The sequence below is a fragment of the Micromonospora sp. NPDC003944 genome (assembly GCF_053605225.1).
On record NZ_JBSGIV010000021.1, the window covers coordinates 78,514 to 101,077 of the forward strand.

Consider the following 22,564-nt stretch of genomic DNA (forward strand, 5'->3'; position numbering starts at 1 on the left):
GTCGTGGCCCGATACCTGCTCACCCGCGCCTGGCAGTCGGCGCTGACCCTGCTGTTGTCGACGATCGTGGTCTTCGTCGGGGTGCGGGCGCTCCCCGGCGACCCGGCCCTCGCGCTGGCCGGGGAGGACCGGTCACCGGAGGCCCTGGAGGCCATCCGTCGGCACTACGGGCTGGACCAGCCGCTGCCGGTGCAGTTCGCCCAGTACGTCGAGCGGATGGCGCAGGGCGACTTCGGGGTGTCGATCCGCACCGGTACGCCGGTCTCCTCGATGCTCACGACCGCCCTGCCGGTGACCGTCGAACTGTCCGTCCTGGCGATCCTCATCGCGGCGGCGCTCGGGGTCGGCGCCGGGGTGCTCGCGGCGGTCCGTCGTGGACGCCCGGCGGAGTGGCTCGCCAACGGCCTGGCCCTGGTCGGTCTGTCGGTGCCGCACTTCTGGCTCGGCCTGCTGGCGATCCTCTACCTGTCCGTGGCGACCGGGCTCTTCCCCGCCTCCGGCTTCGTGCCGATCCTTGAGGACCCGGTGAGCAACCTGCACCACATCGTCCTGCCGGCCGTGATCCTCGGCACCGGCCTGGCCGCCATCATCATGCGGCAGACCCGGTCGGCCATGCTGGACTCGCTCTCCTCCGACTACGTGCGCACGGCGAAGGCGAAGGGTCTGCGCCCGCGCGCCGTCATCACCCGGCACGCCCTGCGGAACAGCCTCATCGTGGTGGTGACCGTGGTGGGCCTCCAACTCGGCGGGCTGATCTCGGGCGCGGTCGTCACCGAGCAGATCTTCGGGCTGCCGGGCTTCGGCAAGATGACCATCGACGCGGTGTTCCAACGGGACTACCCGGTGATCCAGGCCGTCGTCCTGCTCACCGCGGCGGCCTACATCGTGATCAACTTTCTCGTCGACCTGCTCTACTCGGTCATCGACCCCCGCATCCGGGTGACGGGAGATCCGGCATGACCGTCCTCACCGTACCCCTGGCCGGGACCGGCACCGCCGGTGTCACCCGGCGGACCCGGGTGCTGCGGCGGCTGCGGCGCAACCCGCTCGCCGTGGTGAGCTTCGTCGTGCTCGCGCTCGCGGGCGCGATCGCCGTGCTCTCGCCCTGGCTCGCGCCCTACTCGGTCGACCAGACCGACTTCGCCCGTACGCTCGCACCTCCCGGCACGGCCGGGCACCTGCTCGGCACCGACGACCTCGGCCGGGACGTCCTCTCCCGCATCATGCTCGGTGCGCGGGCGTCGTTGCAGGTGGGGCTCCTGGCGGTGGCCACCTCACTTGTCATCGGGGTGCCGCTCGGGCTCGCGGCCGGCTACTTCCGGGCCTGGGACGCGGTGATCTCGCGTCTCACCGACCTGCTGCTCGCGTTTCCGTTTCTGATTATGGCGGTGGGGTTGGCGGCGATCCGGGGCGCCAGCCTCGGCAACGCCGCGGTGGCCATCGGCATCGCCCAGATCCCCGGGGTGATCCGGGTCGTCCGCTCGGACACTCTGCGCCTCAAGTCGCTTGACTTCGTCGCGGCGGCGGTCGTGGACGGCGCGAGTGACCTGTGGGTGCTCGCCCGGCACATCCTGCCGAACGCGACCTCGGTGATCCTGGTGCAGGCCACTGTCGCCATCCCGGCCGCGATCCTCGGCGAGGCGGTGCTGTCCTTCCTCGGCCTCGGCATCCAGCCGCCGGCGCCGAGTCTCGGCACCATGCTGGCCACCGCCCAGCAGTTCGCCGCCCGCGCACCGTGGGCGGCAGTCTTCCCCGGCGTCGTGATCATGGGTCTGGCGCTGGCGTTCAACGTCTTCGGTGACGCCCTGCGCGACGCCCTCGACCCGAAGGGAGACCGGCGATGACCACGGCCTCCACGCCCGTGCTGGAGATCCGCGACCTGTCCGTGTCGTTCCCGACGGAGACCGGCACCGTGTCGGCGGTCGACGGGGTCAGCCTGGACCTCGCCGCCGGTGAGATCGTCGGGATGGTGGGCGAGTCGGGATGCGGAAAGAGCGTCACCGCGATGAGCATCGCCGGTCTGCTGCCGGGCAGCGCCCGGGTCACCGGTTCGGTACGCCTGGACGGCGCGCAGCTGGTCGGCGCCCGCGAGTCGGCCCTGCGTCGGGTCCGTGGCCGGGAGATCGCCTACATCTTCCAGGAGCCGATGACGTCGTTGAACCCGGTGCTCACCGTCGGACGGCAGATCGGCGAGGTGCTCCAGGTCCACGAGCGGATGTCCGGACGGGCAGCGCGGGCCCGCGCCGTCGAGTTGTTGACGCTCGTCGGGATCCCGTCCGCCGCCCAGCGGGTCGACAGCTACCCGCACCAGCTCTCCGGCGGGATGCGCCAGCGCGTGATGATCGCGATGGCGGTGGCGTGCGGGCCGAAGGTGCTGGTGGCCGACGAGCCGACCACCGCGCTGGACGTCACCGTCCAGGCCGGCATCCTCCAGGTGCTGCGGGACCTGCGCGACCGGCTCGGCACCAGCGTCCTCATCATCACCCACGACCTCGGCGTGATCGCCGACATCGCGGACCGTGTGGTCGTCATGTACGCGGGCCGGGTGGTGGAACGGGCGCCGGTGGACGACCTGTTCGCCACCCCACGGCACCGCTACACGGCCGGGCTCCTGTCGGCGTCACCGCAGCCGGGCCGGCACGCCGGCACCGACCGGTTGACCGAGATCCCCGGGTTGGTGCCGGTCCTGGAGAGTCAACCCGACGCCTGCACGTTCGCCGATCGCTGCCCGGCCGCCGACGAGCGGTGCCGGGCGGCCGCCCCGCCGCTCGAGGGCGTCGGCGGCACCGACCATGTCGCGGCCTGTTGGCACCCGTGCGAGATGGCCCCTCAGGAGGCGAACCGATGACGCCACAGCCGAACGCCCTGGAGATCGCGGACCTGGTGATGCACTTCGGCCCGGTGCGTGCGGTGGACGGGGTGTCCCTGACCATCCCGCGCGGCCGGGTCACGGCCCTGGTGGGGGAGAGCGGTTCCGGGAAGTCGACAGTGGGTCGGTGCGTGGTGCGGCTGGTCGAGCCGACCGCGGGAACGGTCCGTATCGCGGGCACCGACGTCACCCACCTGTCCCGTCGGCGGCTGCGCCCCCACCGCGGCGCGGTGTCGATCGTCTTCCAGGACCCGGCCGCGTCGCTGGACCCGCGCATGCTCGTCGGCGAGATCGTGGCCGAGCCGCTGCGGCTGGCGGGCAAGCGGCTCTCCCGACGTGACCGCGACGCCCGCGTCGCACCCCAACTCGAACGGGTGGGCCTGCGCGCCGAGGTGGCCCGTCGTTACCCCCACGAGCTGTCCGGCGGGCAGCGGCAGCGGGTCAGCATCGCACGGGCCCTGATCTCCGAGCCGATGCTGCTCATCGCTGACGAACCCACGAGCGCGCTCGACGTGTCCGTGCAGGCGTCGGTGCTCAACCTCCTCGCCGACCTGCAACGCGACATCGGGTTTGCTTGCCTCTTCATCACCCACGACCTCTCCGCGGTCGAGTACCTGGCCGACGACATCGCGGTCATGTACCTCGGTCAACTCGTCGAGACGGGCAGTCGCGAGCGGATCTTCGCCCGGCCCGCCCACCCGTACACGCAGGCGCTGCTCTCCGCCGCTCCGGTGGCCGACCCGGTGCGCCAACGGCAGCGTCAGCCGGTGCTGCTCGGCGACGACCTGCCGTCCGCGCTCGACCCGCCGTCCGGCTGCCGGTTCCGGACCCGCTGCCCGCTCGCCTTCGACAGGTGCGCGACGGAGGTGCCGGCGCAGACCCTTGTCGGCGACGGCATGGCCGCCTGCCACCTGGTGCAGTCGGACGGCACCGGGCCCGACGTTCGCTCCGCAGACCCCCGTGAGGTGTTGTCATGACGTTCACCACCCGACCCACGTTGCAGGGCACCTTCGGCATGGTCTCCTCGACGCACTGGCTCGCCAGCCAGGCGGCCATGGGCATCCTGGAGCGCGGGGGCAACGCCTTCGACGCCGCGGTCACCGCCGGGTTCGTCCTGCACGTGGTCGAGCCGCACCTGAACGGGCCGGGCGGCGAGGTCCCCGCCATCGTGGCCACCGCGCAGGACCCCACTCCGAAGGTGCTGTGCGGGCAGGGCCCGGCACCCGCCGGTGCCAACATCGCGCACTTCCGGTCCCTCGGGATGGACCTCATCCCCGGCGCCGGGCCGCTCGCGGCGGCCGTGCCCGGTGCCGTGGACGCCTGGCTCCTGCTGCTGCGCGAGCACGGCACGCTCACCCTCGCCGAGGTGCTGGAGCCGGCGATCGGCTACGCCGGCGCCGGGCACCCACTTGTGGGCCGGGTCGGTGACACCGTGGCCGCCGTCCGGTCGTTGTTCGAGGACCACTGGCCGACCTCCGCCGCGCTCTGGCTGCGCGGCGGCCGACCGCCGGCCGCGGGGGAACTGGTCACCAACCCGGCGTACGCGGACACGCTGCGCCGACTCGTCCAGGCGGCGCAGGCGGCCGGCGCGGACCGGGAGGCCCAGATCGAGGCCGCGCGACGCGCCTGGAGCACCGGGTTCGTCGCCGACGCGATCGACGCGTTCAGCCGGCTGCCGTTCCAGGATTCCAGCGGTCGGCCGCACGCCGGGCTGGTCACCGGCGACGACCTGGCCGCCTACTCGGCGAGCTGGGAGACGCCCGCCACCCTCGACTGGCACGGCTACTCGGTGTCGAAGACCGGGTTCTGGGGCCAGGGCCCGGTGCTGCTGGAGTCCCTGGCCACACTTGACGCGCTCGACGACCCCGCCGCGTACGACCCGGGGACCGCGGCGGGCATCCACGCCCAGGTCGAGGCGCTCAAGCTCGCCTTCGCCGACCGGGAGGCCTGGTACGGCGACGGCGTCGACGTGCCCGCCAAGGCGCTGCTCTCCCCGCAGTACGCGCGGGAGCGGGCCGCCCTGATCGGTGACCGCGCGTCGACGGAGCTGCGGCCGGGGCGTCCGGACGGCGCGCAGCCGCGGCTGCCCGCCCACGTCCGACCCGGTGCCGCGCGGCGTACCGGGCCGACGGACGCCGCCACCGGAGAGCCGACGGTGCAGTCGGACGGGGTGACCCGGGGCGACACCTGTCACGTGGACGTGGTCGACCGCTGGGGCAACATGATCTCCGCTACGCCCAGCGGTGGCTGGTTGCAGAGTTCCCCGACGATCCCGGAGCTCGGCTTCCCGCTGGGCAGCAGGTTGCAGATGTTCTGGCTGGAGGAGGGGCTGGCCTCGTCGCTGGCGCCGGGGCGGCGTCCGCGTACGACGTTGAGCCCGACGATGGTGCACCGAGACGGCGAGCCGGTGCTGGCCTGCGGCACTCCCGGTGGCGACCAGCAGGACCAGTGGCAGCTGCCGTTCCTGCTGCGACACCTCGTCGGTGGTCAGAGCCTCCAGGAGGCCATCGACGCCCCGGCGTGGCACACGCTCAGCCTGCCGGGGTCGTTCTATCCGCGGGACATGGAGCCGGGCGTGCTGGTGGTGGAGGACCGGCTCGACGACGGTGTGCTGGCGGCGCTGAGGGCGTACGGGCACGAGGTGCGGGTCGTCGACGGGTGGAGCCTGGGTCGGCTCTGCGCCGTGACCCGTGACCCGGCGACGGGTGTGCTCGCGGCCGGTGCGAACCCCCGGGGGATGCAGGGCTACGCGTGCGGCCGTTAGGTCGTCACGCCGTAGCCGCCTTCGGCGTTCTCGTGGGCTGCGGCCGATGCCGCGTCGAGGTGGGCGAGCGCGGCACGTTCGGCGCGGTCGCCGTCGCCTGACTCGATGGCGTCGACGAGCTGGATGTGCTCGGCCCACGAGTGTGGTGCGCGTTCCGCCGCCCCGAGCCGGAAGACCCATTGGACATGGAGGTAGAGCGACTTGGCTATCGACGACAGCCAGGGGTTTCCGCTGATCTGGAGGATGCGCAGGTGCAGCGTGCTGTTCAGCTCGGCGACCCGGGCCAGGTCCTGCCGCTGCGTCGCCTCGCGGCCCTGTTCGAGCAGGGCGCGCAGGGACGCCACGTCGGTTGCGGTCGCCCGCTCGGCGGCCAGGCGGGCGGCGAGCGCCTCCAGGCGCTCGCGGACGGCGAACATGTCGGCGATGGTTCCGCTGCTCGGCGCGGCGACGACGGCTCCCCGGCGGGGAAGGATCACCACGAACCCCTCCGCCTCGGCCACCCGCAGCGCCTCCCGCACCGGGTTGCGGGAGACGCCGAAGTCCTCGGCGAGCCGGTCTTCGGTGAGCCGCTCCCCGGGCAGGTAGTCGCCGTCGATGATGGCGGTCCGCAGCGCGGCGAGGACCTGATCGCGGAGCGGCAGGTGTTGCGCGCCGAGCTTGTCCCGTAGGTCTTCAGCCACCTGGTCGCCTCTCCGTGAACGTATCCGGGCAAAGTGTATACGAAGAACAATTACTGGAAGGCGGCCGACAGTGTCGAGCGCAGCGCCCCGGGTCACCCGCCCCCGCGTCTCCCCTCACCACGACGAACGCCTGCTGCGGCACCGGCACGCGCTCGTCGTCGTCCTCACCTTCCTGACCGGCAGCGCGGACGCCCTCGGGTTCCTCGCCCTCGGCGGCGCCTTCGCGAGCGTGATGACCGGCAACATGGTCCTGCTCGGGCTCTCGGCCGGCCGGGGCGAGGCCGAGCTGGCCCTGACGTCGGGCTGCGCCATCGCCAGCTTCATCGTCGGTGTCCTCGCGGGCGCCCGCGTCGTCGGCTCGGCCCGGCCCGACGACCCGGTCTGGCCGCGTCGGGTCACCTGGGCGCTGGTCCTGGAGCTGTCGGTGTTCGTGCTGTTCGCCGTCGTCTGGGAGGTCACGCTCGACACCCCCGACGCACGTGTCCACCTGGCGCTGCTGATGCTGTCCGCGGTCGCGCTCGGCGTGCAGAGCAGCGCGATCCAGCGATTCGGCGTGTCCGGCCTCTCGTCCACGTACCTGACCGGCACGCTCACCAGCCTGATCGCCGGGGTCGCCGCGCGCAGGCCGTGGGCCGTCCTGCGCCCGAAGGCCCAGGTGCTGCTGGCCCTCATGGTCGGCGCGGCGGTCGGCGCGCTCGTCGCCCTGCACCTGCCGGTCGTCGCCCCGGCGCTGCTGATCGTGCCACTGGTGCTCGTCATCGCCGTGTCTGCGCGGATGCGGGCCTGAGCGTCAGACGCCGCGAGCGAACGGGGCGAGACGGACCCGGTGGGGGCGGCGCACAACGGTGGTCATGCCTGCAGATGGTCGTGGCCGCGCGCGCCAATCGCGTCCGACATCGAGCCCTGGTTGCGGCCGCTGGTCGGAACGGTCCTCCTTCCTGGATAGGAGACGAAACCCGTCGAAGTCGTTCTCTCTTGCTGGCACAATGGCCGGCCTGCCGACGGGGACGGAGAGCGACGAGTGACGCCACATGAGGACCAGATCCGGCCCAACGAGACCGCTGTGCCGCTGCTGCACTGCCCGGCGCCGGAGGAGACGGTGGCGTTCTGGCGGGCGCTGGGATTCGAGGTGGCCTTCGAGCAGCTCAAGCCCTACGTGTACCTGGCCTTCTCGTGGAGCGGGTTCCAACTGCACTACGGCCCCGCGCCGAAGGACCTCGACCCGGCGAAGGAGCATTCCGGCGGCTGCCTGGTGATGGTGGACGCGGTGGCGCCGTACCACGCGGTGTTCACCGAGGCGATGCGCCGCGCCTACGGCAAGGTGCTGGTCAAGGGGGTGCCCCGGATCACCCGCTACCGGGCCGGGACGTCGCGGTTCAGCATCGTCGACCCGTCGGGCAACACCATCGTCTTCATCCAACGGGACGAGCCGGAGGACGTGGAGTACGGCGGGTCGAAGGAGCTCGACGGGCTGGCCCGGGTGCTCGACAACGCGCGGATCCTGCGCGAGTTCAAGATGGACGACCGGGCGGCCTACCGGGCGCTCGACTCGGGGATGCGCCGCCGGGCCGAGGACGCCCCGGTGGTCGAGCAGGCGATGGCGCTGGCCGCCCTGATCGAGCTGGCGACCGCGTTGGACAAGGCGGACCGGGTGCCCGAGTGGGGCGCCCGCCTGCAGGCGCTGTCCCTGACCCCGGAGCAGCGGACGCAGGCGGCGCAGTACGTCGCCGACCCGGCCGTCCTCGAACGGTGGTGGCCGGACGCGCCCTGACCGTCCGCCCTTCGCGTCTCGCCCTCCGCTCCGCAGTACGTCATCTCGGGACGTCCGTCCGGCCGTTCCCCGGAACTGCGCATAATTCCCGCTTTAGGGTAAGTGCCACTAACATGCCTACCTGCTCCGATAGCTTTCGGAAGAGAGGAAAACTCGTATTCCTCCCTTCGGGTGCAGAAGGAGTCAGAGATGAAGCGCAGCGTCGCCCTCGCGGCCGCCCTCCTGGCGGGCCTCAGCAGCGTCGGATCGATCCCCGGGACCGCCCTCGCCGACGGCGGTGGCCCTGGATACCACGACGACCGCAAGGGGGGTGATCACCACTACGGCGACGAGGGCGCGGTCTTCGTCCAGACCAACAAGGCCGAGGGCAACACCATCAAGGTGTACGACCGCGACGAGGACGGCCGCCTCACCAGGGCGGGCGAGTACGAGACCGGCGGGCTCGGCGGCTTCACCATCGGCGCGCCGCTCGACGCGTTGGCCTCGCAGGGGTCCCTGACCTACCACAAGGGACTGCTGTTCGCGGTGAACGCCGGCAGCAACACCGTGACGGTCTTCCGCGTCGACGGCACCAAGCTGCACAAGCTCCAGGTCATCTGGTCCGGCGGTCTGCTGCCGGTAAGCGTCGCGGCCCGCGGCGACCTCGTCTACGTCCTCAACGCCGGCGGCGAGGGCTCGGTGCAGGGCTTCGAGCTGCACAAGGGGCGCCTGTCCCGGATCGAGGACGCCAACAGGTCGCTCGGGCTGCACAACGGCAACCCGCCCGCGTTCGGGACCGCCCCGGCCCAGGTCAAGATCGACCCGGACAGCGAGTTCGTGCTGGTCTCGACCAAGGGCGCCAACGTCATGTTCAGCTACGAGATCGGCCGCCACGGCGAGCTGTCCCGCAACCCGGTCATCAGCGACGCGGGGAACGGCCCGTTCGGCTTCACCTTCGACACCAGGGACTCGCTGCTGGTCACCGAGTCGGGTGCGAACGCGGTCAGCCGGTTCGAGCTGGAGGACGACGGTGAGCTCGACCAGATCGGGCCGTCGGTGCCCAACGGGCAGCAGGCGCCGTGCTGGATCCAGCGTGTCGGCGACTACTTCTTCGTGGCCAACGCCGGCAGCTCCACCATCAGCTCCTACCGGGTCGACGACGGCAAGCTCGAACTCGTCAAGGCCGTCGCCGTCGACACCGGCGGTGGCGCGATCGACATGACCACCAGCGACGGCTTCCTGTACGTGCAGAACGCCACCGCTGGCAACGTGCAGGGCTACGAGGTGAACGACGACGGCTCGCTGAAGCTCGTCACCACCGTCGAGGGCCTGCCGAAGTTCGAGAACGGCATCGGCATGGAGGGCATCGCCGCCTCCTGAGCACCACTGCGCTGGTCCCGGTCGTTCGTCGACCGGGACCAGCGTCGTCTGGCCGGGTCGCCGCGCCTAGGAGGCCAACCGCTCGCGTGCGGCGCGAGGTGACCCGGGAAGTTCGGCACCGCCGTCCGACGTGTTGATCTCCGACCAGACGGCGTCGAGGGAGAGGCCCAGGACGTCGGCGATCGCCGCGATGGTCGGGAAGGCGGGGGTGGCTATCCGGCCGGACTCGATCTTTCGAAGGGTCTCCGGCGAGACGCCCGCGTCGAGCGCGGTGAGGAGCATTGAACGCTCCCCGCGGGCTCGACGCAGGAGCGCGCCGAGGCGCTGACCGCGTTCGAGCTCTTCGGGGCTGAGCGGCAACCTGACCATGCCCCGATTCTAGTACCGGGATAATATGGCCGGGATACTTATTGGTGGCCCGAGGAAGGCGCTGCATGATCGAGATCCTGAGCCCCACCGACGTGCTGCGAGCGAAGGACACCGGCGCGCTCGTCGCCGGCATCCTGCAGGCGCTGAAGAGTCGTTGCGCGGTCGGCACCAACCTGCTGGACATCGACAGGTGGGCGCAGGCCATGATCGCTGAGGCCGGGGCGCAGTCCTGCTACGTCGACTACGAGCCGTCCTTCGGGCGCGGGCCGTTCGGGCACTACATCTGCACGTCGGTGAACGACGCCGTGCTGCACGGGTTGCCGTACGACTACGCCCTCGCCGACGGCGACCTGCTCTCGCTCGACCTCGCCGTCTCCCTCGGCGGAGTCGTCGCCGACTCGGCCATCAGCTTCATCGTCGGCGACGTACGACCCCCGGAGAGCGTCGCGCTCATCGACGCGACCGAGCGCGCGTTGCGGGCAGGGATCGCCGCCGCCGGGCCCGGCGTCCGCATCGGTGACATCTCCCATGCCATCGGGACGGTCCTCGACGCGGCGGGATACTCGGTCAACACCGAGTTCGGCGGCCACGGCGTCGGGTCGACGATGCACCAGGACCCGCACGTCTCCAACACGGGGCGCCCCGGCCGCGGGTACCGGCTGCGCCCGGGGCTGCTGCTGGCGCTGGAGCCCTGGGTCATGGCGGACACCGCCACGCTCGTCACCGATGCCGACGGCTGGACGCTGCGCAGCGCGACCGGCTGCCGGACGGCGCACAGCGAGCACACCATCGCCATCACCGACGACGGGGCGGACGTGCTCACCCTGCCGAGGGCCTGATCGGTACGGGACGGCCACCGTGGATGATTAACCGGCCACCGTCCGGGCACGTCCTTGCGGGACGCCCTGCGGGGTCGCGTTCAGAATGAACCGATCGGTCATATTTTCCGTGATGACGGTCAGGGTCACCCACCAGAGTCACGGAGGCACGATGTCAACGGTTCGAACGGGTCCGGTCATCGGGCTGCTCGTGCAGGTCGGCGTGCTGGCGGTGCTCGCCCAGACAGTCGGTCTGGGCGCGCCGGGCTGGGTGGCCGGGCTGGCGTACGGGCTGGTCCTGTGCGCCCTGCTCAGCCGGGGGATGTCCCGCTCGGGTGCGGATGCGCTGAGCCCGGCCGACCGGGTGACCCTGAGCCGGGCGATCCTGGTCGGCGGGGTGACGGCGCTGGCCGCCGACTCGTTCGGCCGGTCGGCGCCGATCACCCTGATGGTCGTCCTCACCAGCGTGGCGTTGGCCCTCGACGCCGTGGACGGCTACACGGCCCGCCGCACCGGGACCACGAGCGAACTCGGCGCGCGCTTCGACATGGAGATCGACTCGTTTCTCGTTCTGGTGCTCTGCCTGCACGTGGCTCCCTCGGTGGGTGGCTGGGTGCTCGCGATCGGCGCGATGCGCTACGTCTTCGTCGCCGCGAGCTGGGTGCTGGGCTGGATGCGCGGGTCCCTGCCGCCGCGCTACTGGCGCAAGGTCGTCGCCGCCGTCCAGGGCGTGGTCCTGACGGTGGCGATGGGCGACGCGCTCCCGAGCCTACTGACGACTGTCGTGCTGGTGGCGTCACTGGCGTTGCTCGTCGAGTCGTTCGGGCGCGACATCGCGTGGCTCTGGACGACCCGTCACCTCCGCCGCACCACCGTCCACGACGCCCCGGCCCTGCTGGTCCACGCGAGCAGCCCGGTGAGCCACAGTGCCCCGAGCACCGCAGCGACGGTGGTGGCCCAGGGCAGGACGGACGGGCGGCCCTGGGCGGACCGCCAGACGGTCGCCGTGGCCCGACGCGGGATCGCCCGCGTCTGAGCCGCCCGGATGCCGCGCACCACGAAGATCATGGAAGGATGCCCGGGTTGTCGCTCTTGACGCGCGTACGTCAGCTGCCGAACCAGGGACGGAGGGCGATGAGGGACGACGTCTCGGACACCACCGGCACCGACGGCAGCGACGTCGAGGGTCGGCCGAAGCGTTCCATCACGGGCCGGCTGACGACCGTCCTGGCCGTGCTGCTCGTGTTGCTCGTCCTCACCCTGCCGTACGACTACGGCCGGCTCAGCCCGGCGGGGTTCGTGCGGATCCCGCTGGAGGCGCTGCTGGTCGTGGCTCTCCTGCTCGCCCTGCCGTCTCGGGGCAGCCGACTTGTCGCGACGCTCGCCGGTGTGGCGCTCGGCCTGCTGGGCCTGTTGAAGCTGCTCGACCTGGGGTTCTCCGCCGCGCTGAGCCGGGCGTTCGACCCGGTGCTCGACTGGGCGCTGCTCGACGAGGGGTTCGCCTTCCTCAGCGAGTCGTACGGCCGGCCCGCCGCCATCGGCGCCGCGGTCACCCTGGCGGTGGTGCTCGTGGCCCTACCCACCCTGGTCACGCTGTCGATGCGGCGACTGCGGCGGTTGGTGGTCCGGCACCACACCGGGACCACCCGGATGGTGGCCGCGCTCGTGGTCGTCTGGGTGGCCTGCGCCGCGTTCAACGTGCGGGTGGTCGAGGGCGTACCGGTCGCCGACACGTCGGCGACCACCCTGGCCAACGGTCACGGCTTCCAGGTGCGCCTGCGTCTCGACGACCGTGAGACGTTCGGCGCCCTGATCGAGGCCGACACATTCGGTGACACCCCGGGCGACCAGCTGCTGACCGCGCTGCGCGGCAAGAACGTGGTCGTCGCCTTCGTGGAGAGCTACGGCCGGGACGCCGTCGAGGACCCGGAGTTCGCGCCGCAGGTCGGCGCTGTCCTGGACCGTGGCACCAGCGAGCTGGGCGCGGCGGGTTTCGCCGCGCAGAGCGGCTTCCTCACCTCGCCGACCTTCGGTGGCGGCAGTTGGCTCGCGCACGACACGCTGCTCTCCGGCCTCTGGATCGACAACGACCAGCGCCACCGCACCCTGCTCGCCAGCGACCGGATGACCCTCAACGGTGCCTTCAGACGGGCGAGTTGGCAGACCGTGGGCGTGATGCCCGCCGTCACGAAGGCGTGGCCGGAGGGGTCGTTCTTCGGCTACGACCGTTTCTACAACGCCAAGACGCTCGCGTACCGTGGCCCGAAGTTCAGCTTCGGCACCCCACCCGACCAGTACACCCTGGCCAGCTGGCAGCGCCTGGAGCAGGCCAGGCCCGACGGCAACGTGATGACCGAGCTGGCGCTGGTGTCGAGTCACGCGCCCTGGACGCCCGTCCCGCCGCTGCTCGACTGGGCCGACGTCGGCGACGGCGCGGTCTACCGCGCGGTCAGGTCGGACGACAAGCGCCGCAGCACCACCCAGATCCGGGCGGACTACCGGAAGTCCATCGAGTACACCCTCGGCGCGCTCATCTCCTACGTGCGGACCTACGGAGACGACGACCTCGTGTTCATCGTCCTCGGTGACCACCAGCCCGCCGCGGTCGTCACCGGCGAGAACGCCAGCCGCGACGTCCCGATCTCGATCATCACGCGGGACCGGGCCGTGCTGGACCGGATCTCCGGGTGGGGCTGGCAGGACGGGCTGAAGCCCGGCCCGCAGGCGCCGGTCTGGCGGATGGACGCCTTCCGCGACCGGTTCCTGACCGCCTTCGGACCGTAGACCCCCGGCGACCTCACTCACGGACTGGACCCAGACGAATGACGGCTACCACCGCCACCAGGATCGCCGCGCTCCGCACCGATCCGGCCCTGTCCCCGCTGCACCGCTCGCTCGACGTCTACTACGGCGATCCCGAGCGGGACACGAGGATGGACGCCTTCTACTCCCGCTTCGTCGGCAGCGGGGACCTCGTCTTCGACGTCGGCTCCCATGTGGGCGACCACATCGGCAGCTTCCGTCGTCTCGGCGCCCGGGTCGTGGCCGTGGAACCGCAGCCGCTGTGTCTGCGGGCGCTGCGGGCGATCTACGCCGACGACGATCAGGTGACGCTCGTCGACGCGGCGTGTGGCGCGCAGCCCGGGCGCACCCGGCTGCACGTCAACTCCACGAATCCCACCGTGTCGACCGCGTCGCTTGACTTCGTCCGGGCGGCGAACGGCGCGGGCGGCTGGGAGAGCGAGGTGTGGGACGCCGACATCGAGGTCCCGGTGGTCACCGTCGACGCGCTGATCGAGACGTACGGTGTGCCGTCCTTCGTCAAGATCGACGTGGAGGGTTTCGAGGACGAGGTGCTGGCCGGGCTGAGCCTCCCACTGCCCGCGCTCTCGTTCGAGTTCACCACCATCGCGCGTGCGGTTGCCCACCGCTGTCTCGATCGGCTGACCGCGCTCGGCTTCGACGGCTTCGACGTCGCGTTGGGCGACGACAAGTCGATGACCTTCCGACGCTGGGTGTCCGCGACCGACCTGGCGACACACCTCGACGAGCTACCGCACGCCGCGAACTCCGGCGACGTGTACTGCGTGAGCCGCGACCGGGAAGCCACCACCGGGCCGTAGTCGGGGCCCGCGGCTAGATCATGCGCAGGACCAGCGCGGCGGAGACCGCCAACTCCCGGTCGAGCACCTGCTCCCTCGGAACGAACACCATGGCCTGCCCCTCACCGAGGACGACGTCCTCCTGCCGGGCCGTGGTGGTGCCGTGGAACACGTGGACGGTCACGGTGTGCGGGAAACCGGCTTCGTACGGACGCGGACCACTCCACAGCGGGTGCAGCGTGTCCGCGGTCAGGCCGGTCTCCTCCAACAGTTCGCGGCGGGCCGCCTCCTCCGGGGACTCGCCCGGCTCGACATGGCCACCCGGCAAGCTCCACTGACCCGGCGAGACAGGCGCGTCCTCGTCGCGGTGCTGTAGCAGCACCGCGCCCGACGGGTCGACGAGCAGCACGAGGGCGACGGCGTAGGTGGCCACCACGAGACGGTGCCACGTCGCCGCGAGCTTGTCGACGACGCTCCGGCACGACGCGCCGGATCACGTACGCTCCGCGGATGGACCTCGATGACCTTCCGCTCGCCGAGTTCGCGTTTCCGGGGCCACTGCGCGACACGCTCGTGGACGCGATCCTGTCCGGGGCGAAGACCTCGACGACCGGCCTGCTTGCCGGTTACGAGTGCGCCAACGAGCCGCTGCCCGAGGTGGGCCAGCTCTCGGCAGTGGTGGACTCCGCCGGCCGGCGGGTCGGGGCCATCGAGCTGACCGACGTACGGGTGATCCGGCTCGCCGACGTCGACCTGCCACACGCCCTGGCCGAGGGGGAGGGCGACGAGTCGGTGGCGCAGTGGCGGGCGGGGCACGAGACGTTCTGGCACAGCGCCGAGGTGCGTGCCGAGCTGGGCGATCCGGAGTTCACGGTCGACGACGACACCCGGGTGGTGACCGAGCGCTTCCGGCTGGTGTACGTCGTCTGAGCAACGATGCTCCACTGTGGATGAATGACGGGCCACGCCACCGTCCAAGGTCACTTATGCTCGGCGCGTGATCCCCCCGGCACTCGAGATCCGCAGCCTGGTCAAGACCTTCGCGGCGCATCGCGCGGTGGACGGCGTCGATCTGACCGTCCACCCCGGCACCTTCCACGGCATCGTCGGGCCCAACGGCGCCGGCAAGTCGACCACCATCGGAATGGCCGTCGGCCTGGTCACCCCGGACGCGGGGCAGATCCGGATCCTCGGCCACGACGTGCTGCGCGAGCGGGGCCTGACCCGCGCGCTGACCGGCGTGCTGCCCGACGGCCTCGACTTTCCGGAGCGCCTCACCGGCGCCGAGCTGCTGCGCTACAGCGCCGGCCTGCGCGGGCTGCCCCGGGCCGCGGCGACCGACCGCGCCGCCGAACTGATCGACGTGCTCGGCCTGGCCAAGGGCGCCGGCACCCCGTTGGCCGACTGCTCCACCGGCACCCGCAAGAAGCTCGGCCTCGCCCAGGCGTTGCTGCACGCGCCCCGGCTGCTCGTGCTCGACGAACCGTTCGAGGCGGTCGACCCGGTCTCCGCGGCCACCATCCGGCGGGTGCTGCGCCGGTTCGTGGCCGGCGGCGGCACCTGCGTGCTGTCCACCCACTCGATGCTGCTCGTCGAGCAGATGTGCGACGAGGTCACCGTGATCCATCAGGGCCGGGTGGTCGCCGCCGGAACGGTCGCCGACGTCGCCGCCGGCAGCAGCCTCGAGGACAGGTTCGTCGAGCTGGTCGGCGCCGAAGCCGCCGGCAGCGCCGGCCTGGACTGGCTGACCGAGGCGCGATGAGCACCCCGACCGTCGCCTCCGGCCCGCTGGTCGGCACCCTCGGCGCGATCGCGGTGCCGGCCCGGATGCGCGCGACGATGCTGCGCCGCTCACTGCGCGAGCACCCCGGGCCCACGGTGGCCGGCCTGGTTGGTCTCCTCGCCGCCGTCTGGTTGATCCGGTACGCGCTCCGCGCCGACGAGCACACCCTCGGTCTGCTCGTCGGGGCCTGGGTTTTCGGCTGGATCGTGTTGCCGCTCCTGCTCGGCGGCGGGCGCGGCCGGGTCCGTCCGGCGCATCTGCGGTTGGAGCCGATCGGCGGCGTACCGGCCGCGCTCGGTCTGCTCGCCGCGTCGGCGATCGGCGTCGGTCCGGCCGTCTCGCTGGTGGCGCTCGCCGCGCTGCCCGTGCACGCCGCCCGGTACGGCGCTGTCGCCGTTGTCGTCACCGCCTGCGGCGCGGTGCTGCTCTGGTTGCTCGGGCTGATCGGCTCGGCCATCGCGCTGGAGATCGTCGGCCACGCCGGGGGCCCGGCCGGGGCGCTCCTCACCGGCATCGTCACCGGGACGGCGATGGGCGTGGCCGGGTCGCTCTGGGCGGTCTTCCCGTGGGTGTCGGTCCTGCTCGTGGCAGCGCCGGAGCAGGTGGTCCGGGCCATGGCGTACGTGCCCAGCGGTTGGCCGGTCTCCGCCGTCACCGGGCCGACCGGGCACGGTGTGCGGCTGATGGCGACCCTGGTGGGCATCGTGGCGCTCTGCGCCGCCGCGTACATCATGCTGGTCCGGAGGGTGATCGCGGCTGGCGTGCCGTTCCGGCCGCGCCGGACCACGGCGGCCTCACCGGCCGTCGCCGCGCGCGACCGTCTGGGGTGGGTTCCCGCGGCGACGCGGGCGGTCGCCGGCCGTGAGGTGCGGGCCTGGGCGCGGCATCCGCTGCGGTTGCAGTACCTGGCGTTCGCGGTGGTGTACGGGGCGCTGCTCGCCGGTCTGCCGCTGCTGTCCAGCGTCGACGTGCTGCTGCCCTGGGCCGGCCCGCTCGCGGTGCTCGGCGCGGCGGCGATGTCGGCCGGGCTGGTCGGCCTGGACGGCACCGCGCTGTGGCTGCCGTTCACCACGCCCGGGGGTGAACGGGCCGAGGTCCGGGGTCGAGCCGTGGCGTGGTTGGTGGTGGTCACTCCGATCGGCGTGCTGCTCGCCGTCGCGGGCGTCCTGCTCGCACCCGACGTCGACCCGCTGGCCGCGCTGTGCACTCTGCCGGCCCTGCTCGGCGCGGGCGCCGCGGTGCCGGTGTGGGTGTCGCTGCTGCGGGTGCGCCCGGTGGCCGACCCCCGACACCCCACCGCGGCGGACAACCCGACCGACATCGTCAGCGTGCTCGTCGCCACGGCGGCGGGCCTGCTCGCCGCGACGCCGGTGCTCGCGTTGGTGGTCTGGGGCCCGCCCGGGGTGGCCTGGCTGCTGCCGCTGGTCGGGCTGCTGTCCGGTGCGGCGGCGTACGGCGGCGGCGTGTGGTTGGCCGACGAGCGCCTCGCCCGACGCGGGACCGACGTGCTCGCGGCGGCAGGCAGGCGAAGCCGGCCCACGGAGACGGTGCTTCCGCTGACGTGGGACGTGCGGTGGTACCGGGAGAACAGGTCGACCGCGTGGGCACTGGTGCTGCTGACCGTGGGGTGGATCCCGGTGGTCCCGCAGGGCGTGATGCCGCTGGCGTTCGGAGTGGACAGCGCGTGGATCGTGGCCGGTCACCTGGACGGCGGCGCGCGCACCACGGTGGCGCTGGTGATGGTCGGCCTGGGCGTCGCGATGCTGCTCACCGGCCTGGTGCTGTGGGATCGTCGACCGCAGTCGGCCGGCGGGGCCGGGACGTCCGACTAGCCCTTGGTGGCGCGGGCGGCGGTGTCGATGAAGTCGGCGACGGGGCCGGGTTGCGAGACTGCCACGGCGTGCGACGCCTCGACCTCGATCGTGGTGGACCCGGCCCGCTCGGCCATGAAGCGTTGCAGGTCCGGCGGGATGCCCTGGTCCTGGGTGCTGATCAGGGTCCACGACGGGATGGTCTTCCAGGCGGCCTTGGTCACGGACCCGCTCTGCGCGTGCTCGGTGGCTGGCCGCTGGGTGACCGCCATCAACTCGGCGACCTCAGGGGCGACGTCGGCGGCGAACACCGCCGGGAACTTGTCTTGATAAATGTACTGATCCATGCCCGTGCTGCCGTCGCTGAGACGAAAGGGAACCATTTTGATGGCGGTGCCCAGTTGACTTCCGGGGTACTTCATCGTCAAGGCGAGCACGCTTTCGCCGACGTCCGGGCTGATGCTGGCGACGAACACCAGAGCCTTGACGTGTGCGGCGCCGTCTGCGGCCTCGGTCATCACCGCCCCGCCGTACGAGTGGGCGGCCATCACGACCGGACCATCGATGGCGTCCAGGACGGACCGCACGTAGGCCGCGTCCTCCTGCACACCGCGCAGCGGGTTCGCGACGGCGATGACCGGGTAGCCCCGACGCCGGAGATTGGCGATCACACCATTCCAGCTCGACGAGTCGGCGAAGGCGCCGTGCACGAGCACAATTGTGGGCTGCCCCGATTCTTTGCCGGGCACCTCAGGGGTAGCGCTCATTCAGCATCACCTTTCCGGAAATCCCGCTGCCGCTGGGCGTTGACGGAATGCGGGGCCTGGTGTGGTTCAGCACCAGTATTCAGCACGACAGGGGCTTCTTTCGGCGATTCCCGAGACGGGTGGATCCCCATGACCTCGGCGGTTGGCCGCCGGGTCTGGTTTTCCCCACCGTGGTCCGCCACACTGCGCGGTATGCGTGATCGTTGGCGCCGGTGGGCGTGGGTCGTGGTGCTCGTCGTCGGGCTGATCCTCTATCTGGCGGTGCTGCGGACGCTGGTCAGCACCAAGAATCCGAACTTCGTGCCAGCGCTGATCCTGCTCGGGGCGACGCTGGTGCCGTTGACGTTCCTAACGTTCGCGCAGGCCCGCACCGGGCGGTGGCAGGTGCCGGCGGCGGCGTTGGCGACGTCGGCGTTCTTCGGCGGTGTGATCGGCACGGTGGTCGCCGGCACCCTGGAGTACGACACCCTGCGCGGCCTCGGCACGCTGCCGATGCTGTTCGTGGCGCTGATCGAGGAGTCGGCGAAGCTGATCGTCCCGGTGGTGCTGCTGTTCACGGTGGTGGCTCAGCATCGGCGTCGGGTGCCCTCGGACGGGCTGGTCATCGGTGTCGCGGCCGGCATGGGGTTCGCCGCGCTGGAGACGATGGGGTACGCGTTCAGCGCGCTGCTGAGTTCGCAGGGCAACATCGGCGCGGTGGAGCAGACGCTCTTCATCCGGGGCCTCACGGCGCCCGCCGGTCACACCGCCTGGACCGGGCTGACCGCCGGCGCGCTCTGGGCGTTGCTGGCCAGCCCGAGCGTCCGTCGGCTTGTCGGGTTCATCGGCACGTTCGTGGGTGTCGTCGCCCTGCACACCCTCTGGGACACGTTCACCGGCTCGCTGGTCTTCGTCGTGGTGGCGATCGCGAGCATCGGCTGGCTCTTCTGGGAGCTGCACCGCTACCGGACCTTCAACGACCACCCGGTCGGCCAGTCGCAACCGCACTGACCGTCGCCGTACCCCATGCCTCCCCCTGCCCGCAGGGGGAGGCATGACTGTTGGTGATCCCGCTGCGACCGGGCCCGCGCCTCCTCTACCGTCAGAGTGTTCATATTTGCCGGGATTGGTCGGGAAGGTGCAGCGATGGGGGTGCGTAGCTGGTTCGAGGGCTGGCCGGTCTACCGCCAGCTCACCGGCACCGACCCGCTGGGCCGGGGCGCTGCGGCGAAGTCCGACGGGTCTCGCGCGCTCACCGCCCGCACCGAGACCGCCGACTCGATGGCCCGGTCCGTCTGTCCGTACTGCGCGGTGGGTTGCGGCCAGCGGGTGTACGTCAAGGACGGGCAGGTCAGTCAGATCGAGGGCGACCCGGACAGCCCGATCTCACGGGGTCGGCTCTGCCCGAAGGGCGCGGCGAGCAAGAGCCTGGTCACCAGCCCGCTGCGGCAGACCACGGTGCGCTACCGCCGGCCGTACGGCACCGAGTGGGAGGACCTCGACCTCGACACGGCGATGAACATGATCGCCGACCGGGCCCTGGCCGCCCGGGACGAGACCTGGGAGGACGTCGACGCCGAGGGTCGACCACTCAACCGGACGCTGGGCATCGCCAGCCTGGGCGGGGCGACGCTCGACAACGAGGAGAACTACCTCATCAAGAAGTTGTTCACCGCGGCGGGGGCCTTGCAGATCGAGAACCAGGCCCGTATTTGACACTCCGCCACCGTCCCCGGTCTGGGGACCAGCTTCGGTCGTGGCGGCGCCACCCAGTTCCAGCAGGACCTGTCGAACTCCGACGTCATCGTCATCCAGGGTTCCAACATGGCCGAGGCGCACCCGGTGGGCTTCCAGTGGGTGATGGAGGCCAAGCGTCGCGGCGCGAAGGTCTTCCACGTCGACCCGCGGTTCACCCGCACCAGCGCATTGGCCGACTCGTACCTGCCGATCCGGGCGGGCACCGACATCGCGCTGCTCGGCGGGGTGATCCGCCACATCCTCGAGAACGAGTTGGACTTCCGGGAGTACGTGGTCGCCTACACCAACGCGGCGACGATCGTGACCGAGGAGTACGCCGACACCGAGGACCTGCACGGCCTCTTCTCCGGCTTTCAGGAGAAGAACGCCTCCTACGACCAGACCAGCTGGCGGTACGAGGGCCACGCGCAGACCCAGACGACGCGGGACACCGAGATCCAGCGCGAGACCGGCGCCGGGCTGGAGCACGAGTCGCACGGCGCCCCGGTCGGCGGCGAGACCGAGCGGGACGAGACGTTGCAGCACCCGCGCTGCGTCTACCAGATCCTCAAGCGGCACTACGCCCGCTACACCCCGGAGATGGTGGAACGGGTGTGCGGCATCCCGCAGGAGAAGTTCCTCGAACTGGCGCAGGCGTGGACGGAGAACTCCGGCCGGGAGCGCACCGGCATGCTCGTCTACTCGGTGGGTTGGACCCAGCACAGCGTGGGTGTGCAGTACATCCGTACCGGCGCGATCATCCAGCTCCTACTCGGCAACGTCGGTCGTCCCGGCGGCGGGGTGATGGCGCTGCGCGGGCACGCGAGCATTCAGGGCTCGACGGACATCCCGACGCTGTTCAACCTGCTCCCCGGCTACCTGCCGATGCCGCACCACGCGAATCACCCGACGCTGGAGAAGTGGGTGGACAGCATCGCGCACCCCGGGCAGAAGGGCTTCTGGGGCAACGCCCGCACCTACGGCGTCAACCTGCTCAAGGCGTACTGGGGTGCGGCAGCTACCGCCGACAACGACTACTGCTACGGCTACATGCCCCGGATGACCGGCGACCACGGCACGTACCAGCAGGTGCTCGACATGATCGACGGGAAGATCAAGGGGTACTTCCTGCTGGGCCAGAACCCGGCGGTGGGGTCGGCGCACGGTCGGGCGCAGCGGCTCGGGATGGCCAACCTCGACTGGTTGGTGGTTCGCGACCTGTTCGAGATCGAGAGCGCCACCTTCTGGAAGAACGCGCCGGAGATCGAGACCGGCGAGATCGTGACGACCGAGTGCCGCACCGAGGTGTTCTTCCTGCCCGCCGCCTCCCACGTGGAGAAGGAAGGGACCTTCACCCAGACGCAGCGGCTGTTGCAGTGGCGGGAGAAGGCCGTCGAGCCGCCGGGCGACGCTCGCTCCGAGCTGTGGTTCTTCTACCATCTCGGACGCGTCATCCGGGAGCGGTTGGCGGCGTCGACCACGCCGCGCGATCGGGCGCTGCTCGACCTCGCCTGGGACTACCCGACGCACGGTCCGCACGAGGAGCCGAGCGCCGAGGCGGTGCTGCGGGAGATCAACGGGTACGACGTGGCGACCGGCCGACCTCTGGCGTCGTTCACCGAGATGAAGGACGACGGCTCCACCGTCGGCGGTTGCTGGATCTACAGCGGGGTGTACGCCGACGGCGTCAACCAGGCCGCCCGCCGCAGACCCGGCGCGGAGCAGTCCCTGGTGGCGCCCGAGTGGGGTTGGGCGTGGCCGGCGAACCGGCGGATCCTCTACAACCGCGCGTCCGCCGACCCGGACGGCAATCCGTGGTCCGAGCGCAAGCGCTACGTGTGGTGGGACGCGGGGAAGGGCGAGTGGACCGGCTACGACGTGCCGGACTTCGAGAAGACCAAACCCCCGTCCTACCGGCCGGAGCACGACGCCTCCGGCGTGGCGGGCATCGCCGGCGACGACCCGTTCATCCTCCAGGGCGACGGCAAGGGCTGGTTGTACGCCCCGACCGGTGTGCTCGACGGGCCGCTGCCCACCCATTACGAGCCGGTGGAGTCGCCGGTGCGCAACCCGCTCTACCGGCAGCAGGCCAACCCGACCCGCAAGGTCTACACGCACCCGATCAACACGCTCAACCCGAGCCCGCCCGAGCCGCACAGTCAGGTGTTCCCGTACGTGTTCACGGTCAGCCGACTCACCGAGCACCACACCGCCGGGGGGATGAGCCGGACCGTGTCACCGCTCGCCGAGTTGCA

The 22,564-nt window shown here is 71.4% G+C and carries 20 protein-coding genes and 1 pseudogene; 17 read left to right on the top strand and 4 right to left on the bottom strand.

What is annotated here, in order from left to right; genetic code table 11:
- The first annotated feature begins 3 nt into the window (after positions 1-3).
- From ACWER9_RS13385 to ACWER9_RS13405, 5 genes are read left to right on the top strand one after another with little or no spacing between them, the layout of a single operon-like run.
- Positions 4-960, top strand: a complete 957-nt coding sequence (locus ACWER9_RS13385; protein ID WP_452302094.1) for an ABC transporter permease — start codon at positions 4-6, stop codon at positions 958-960.
- The gene (locus ACWER9_RS13390; RefSeq protein ID WP_452302095.1) at positions 957-1,844 is read left to right on the top strand and encodes an ABC transporter permease; all 888 of its coding nucleotides are present in this window, start codon (positions 957-959) and stop codon (positions 1,842-1,844) included. The genes ACWER9_RS13385 and ACWER9_RS13390 overlap by 4 nt, the downstream gene beginning before the upstream one ends.
- Entirely contained in the window at positions 1,841-2,848 is a 1,008-nt protein-coding gene (locus ACWER9_RS13395) for an ABC transporter ATP-binding protein (RefSeq protein WP_452302096.1), read from the top strand. The genes ACWER9_RS13390 and ACWER9_RS13395 overlap by 4 nt, the downstream gene beginning before the upstream one ends.
- The gene (locus tag ACWER9_RS13400; protein WP_452302097.1) at positions 2,845-3,846 is read left to right on the top strand and encodes an ABC transporter ATP-binding protein; all 1,002 of its coding nucleotides are present in this window, start codon (positions 2,845-2,847) and stop codon (positions 3,844-3,846) included. The genes ACWER9_RS13395 and ACWER9_RS13400 overlap by 4 nt, the downstream gene beginning before the upstream one ends.
- Positions 3,843-5,633 carry a gamma-glutamyltransferase family protein gene (locus ACWER9_RS13405; RefSeq protein WP_452302098.1) on the top strand — a complete coding sequence of 597 codons (1,791 nt, stop codon included), beginning with the start codon at positions 3,843-3,845 and terminating at the stop codon, positions 5,631-5,633. Before ACWER9_RS13400 ends, ACWER9_RS13405 begins: the two co-directional genes overlap by 4 nt.
- Here ACWER9_RS13405 and ACWER9_RS13410 read toward each other — a convergent pair.
- Positions 5,630-6,313 (bottom strand): GntR family transcriptional regulator, encoded by a 684-nt coding sequence (locus tag ACWER9_RS13410; RefSeq protein WP_452302099.1) that lies wholly within the window; start codon positions 6,311-6,313, stop codon positions 5,630-5,632. The genes ACWER9_RS13405 and ACWER9_RS13410 overlap by 4 nt on opposite strands.
- A gap of 70 nt (positions 6,314-6,383) precedes the next feature.
- On the opposite strand from ACWER9_RS13410, the gene ACWER9_RS13415 reads away from it, so the two are divergent.
- The 3 genes from ACWER9_RS13415 to ACWER9_RS13425 all read left to right on the top strand — a co-directional run bounded on the left by ACWER9_RS13415 (position 6,384) and on the right by ACWER9_RS13425 (position 9,443).
- Positions 6,384-7,100, top strand: a complete 717-nt coding sequence (locus tag ACWER9_RS13415; protein WP_452302100.1) for a YoaK family protein — start codon at positions 6,384-6,386, stop codon at positions 7,098-7,100.
- 234 nt (positions 7,101-7,334) lie between these two features.
- Positions 7,335-8,084 carry a glyoxalase gene (locus tag ACWER9_RS13420; protein ID WP_452302101.1) on the top strand — a complete coding sequence of 250 codons (750 nt, stop codon included), beginning with the start codon at positions 7,335-7,337 and terminating at the stop codon, positions 8,082-8,084.
- 189 nt (positions 8,085-8,273) lie between these two features.
- The gene (locus tag ACWER9_RS13425) at positions 8,274-9,443 is read left to right on the top strand and encodes a lactonase family protein (protein ID WP_452302102.1); all 1,170 of its coding nucleotides are present in this window, start codon (positions 8,274-8,276) and stop codon (positions 9,441-9,443) included.
- 66 nt (positions 9,444-9,509) lie between these two features.
- Here ACWER9_RS13425 and ACWER9_RS13430 read toward each other — a convergent pair whose 3' ends face one another.
- On the bottom strand, positions 9,510-9,812 hold the full coding sequence (locus ACWER9_RS13430) for a helix-turn-helix transcriptional regulator (protein ID WP_452302103.1): 303 nt from the start codon (positions 9,810-9,812) through the stop codon (positions 9,510-9,512).
- A 65-nt stretch (positions 9,813-9,877) separates the two neighbouring features.
- Between ACWER9_RS13430 and map the strand changes: the two genes are divergently transcribed.
- The 4 genes and pseudogenes from map (at position 9,878) to ACWER9_RS13450 (ending at position 14,253) form a co-directional block, all read left to right on the top strand.
- On the top strand, positions 9,878-10,651 hold the full coding sequence (map, locus tag ACWER9_RS13435) for a type I methionyl aminopeptidase (RefSeq protein ID WP_452302104.1): 774 nt from the start codon (positions 9,878-9,880) through the stop codon (positions 10,649-10,651).
- 151 nt (positions 10,652-10,802) lie between these two features.
- Positions 10,803-11,504: pseudogene (locus ACWER9_RS13440) on the top strand (CDP-alcohol phosphatidyltransferase family protein); the annotation flags it as partial.
- A 260-nt stretch (positions 11,505-11,764) separates the two neighbouring features.
- Positions 11,765-13,414 (top strand): sulfatase-like hydrolase/transferase, encoded by a 1,650-nt coding sequence (locus ACWER9_RS13445; protein WP_452302105.1) that lies wholly within the window; start codon positions 11,765-11,767, stop codon positions 13,412-13,414.
- A gap of 38 nt (positions 13,415-13,452) precedes the next feature.
- Positions 13,453-14,253 (top strand): FkbM family methyltransferase, encoded by an 801-nt coding sequence (locus tag ACWER9_RS13450; RefSeq protein ID WP_452302106.1) that lies wholly within the window; start codon positions 13,453-13,455, stop codon positions 14,251-14,253.
- Between the two features lie 13 nt (positions 14,254-14,266).
- Here ACWER9_RS13450 and ACWER9_RS13455 read toward each other — a convergent pair whose 3' ends face one another.
- On the bottom strand, positions 14,267-14,665 hold the full coding sequence (locus tag ACWER9_RS13455; protein ID WP_452302107.1) for an NUDIX hydrolase: 399 nt from the start codon (positions 14,663-14,665) through the stop codon (positions 14,267-14,269).
- A 77-nt stretch (positions 14,666-14,742) separates the two neighbouring features.
- On the opposite strand from ACWER9_RS13455, the gene ACWER9_RS13460 reads away from it, so the two are divergent.
- From ACWER9_RS13460 to ACWER9_RS13470, 3 genes are all read left to right on the top strand, one after another.
- Positions 14,743-15,162, top strand: a complete 420-nt coding sequence (locus ACWER9_RS13460; RefSeq protein WP_452302108.1) for an ASCH domain-containing protein — start codon at positions 14,743-14,745, stop codon at positions 15,160-15,162.
- A gap of 67 nt (positions 15,163-15,229) precedes the next feature.
- On the top strand, positions 15,230-15,994 hold the full coding sequence (locus ACWER9_RS13465) for an ABC transporter ATP-binding protein (protein WP_452302109.1): 765 nt from the start codon (positions 15,230-15,232) through the stop codon (positions 15,992-15,994).
- Positions 15,991-17,847 (top strand): hypothetical protein, encoded by a 1,857-nt coding sequence (locus ACWER9_RS13470; protein ID WP_452302110.1) that lies wholly within the window; start codon positions 15,991-15,993, stop codon positions 17,845-17,847. The genes ACWER9_RS13465 and ACWER9_RS13470 overlap by 4 nt, the downstream gene beginning before the upstream one ends.
- On the opposite strand, the gene ACWER9_RS13475 is transcribed toward ACWER9_RS13470, so the two are convergent.
- On the bottom strand, positions 17,844-18,593 hold the full coding sequence (locus ACWER9_RS13475; RefSeq protein ID WP_452302111.1) for an alpha/beta fold hydrolase: 750 nt from the start codon (positions 18,591-18,593) through the stop codon (positions 17,844-17,846). The two genes, ACWER9_RS13470 and ACWER9_RS13475, sit on opposite strands and share 4 nt — an antisense overlap.
- 192 nt (positions 18,594-18,785) lie before the next feature.
- Between ACWER9_RS13475 and ACWER9_RS13480 the strand changes: the two genes are divergently transcribed.
- Together ACWER9_RS13480 and fdh are read left to right on the top strand one after the other, a co-directional pair.
- Positions 18,786-19,583 (top strand): PrsW family intramembrane metalloprotease, encoded by a 798-nt coding sequence (locus ACWER9_RS13480; RefSeq protein ID WP_452302112.1) that lies wholly within the window; start codon positions 18,786-18,788, stop codon positions 19,581-19,583.
- 135 nt (positions 19,584-19,718) lie between these two features.
- Positions 19,719-22,564, top strand: a 2,846-nt coding sequence (gene fdh, locus ACWER9_RS13485; RefSeq protein WP_452302113.1) for a formate dehydrogenase, incomplete at its 3' end; no start/stop codon positions are given.

Excerpts from the sequence above, each read along its gene's own strand:
- ACWER9_RS13390 (WP_452302095.1), top strand. The coding sequence starts at position 957 with ATGACCGTCCTCACCGTACCCCTGGCCGGGACCGGCACCGCCGGTGTC.
- ACWER9_RS13395 (WP_452302096.1), top strand. The coding sequence starts at position 1,841 with ATGACCACGGCCTCCACGCCCGTGCTGGAGATCCGCGACCTGTCCGTG.
- ACWER9_RS13400 (WP_452302097.1), top strand. The coding sequence starts at position 2,845 with ATGACGCCACAGCCGAACGCCCTGGAGATCGCGGACCTGGTGATGCAC.
- ACWER9_RS13405 (WP_452302098.1), top strand. The coding sequence starts at position 3,843 with ATGACGTTCACCACCCGACCCACGTTGCAGGGCACCTTCGGCATGGTC.
- ACWER9_RS13425 (WP_452302102.1), top strand. The coding sequence starts at position 8,274 with ATGAAGCGCAGCGTCGCCCTCGCGGCCGCCCTCCTGGCGGGCCTCAGC.
- ACWER9_RS13430 (WP_452302103.1), bottom strand. The coding sequence starts at position 9,812 with ATGGTCAGGTTGCCGCTCAGCCCCGAAGAGCTCGAACGCGGTCAGCGC.
- map (WP_452302104.1), top strand. The coding sequence starts at position 9,878 with ATGATCGAGATCCTGAGCCCCACCGACGTGCTGCGAGCGAAGGACACC.
- ACWER9_RS13445 (WP_452302105.1), top strand. The coding sequence starts at position 11,765 with ATGAGGGACGACGTCTCGGACACCACCGGCACCGACGGCAGCGACGTC.
- ACWER9_RS13450 (WP_452302106.1), top strand. The coding sequence starts at position 13,453 with ATGACGGCTACCACCGCCACCAGGATCGCCGCGCTCCGCACCGATCCG.
- ACWER9_RS13460 (WP_452302108.1), top strand. The coding sequence starts at position 14,743 with ATGGACCTCGATGACCTTCCGCTCGCCGAGTTCGCGTTTCCGGGGCCA.
- ACWER9_RS13470 (WP_452302110.1), top strand. The coding sequence starts at position 15,991 with ATGAGCACCCCGACCGTCGCCTCCGGCCCGCTGGTCGGCACCCTCGGC.
- ACWER9_RS13475 (WP_452302111.1), bottom strand. The coding sequence starts at position 18,593 with ATGAGCGCTACCCCTGAGGTGCCCGGCAAAGAATCGGGGCAGCCCACA.
- ACWER9_RS13480 (WP_452302112.1), top strand. The coding sequence starts at position 18,786 with ATGCGTGATCGTTGGCGCCGGTGGGCGTGGGTCGTGGTGCTCGTCGTC.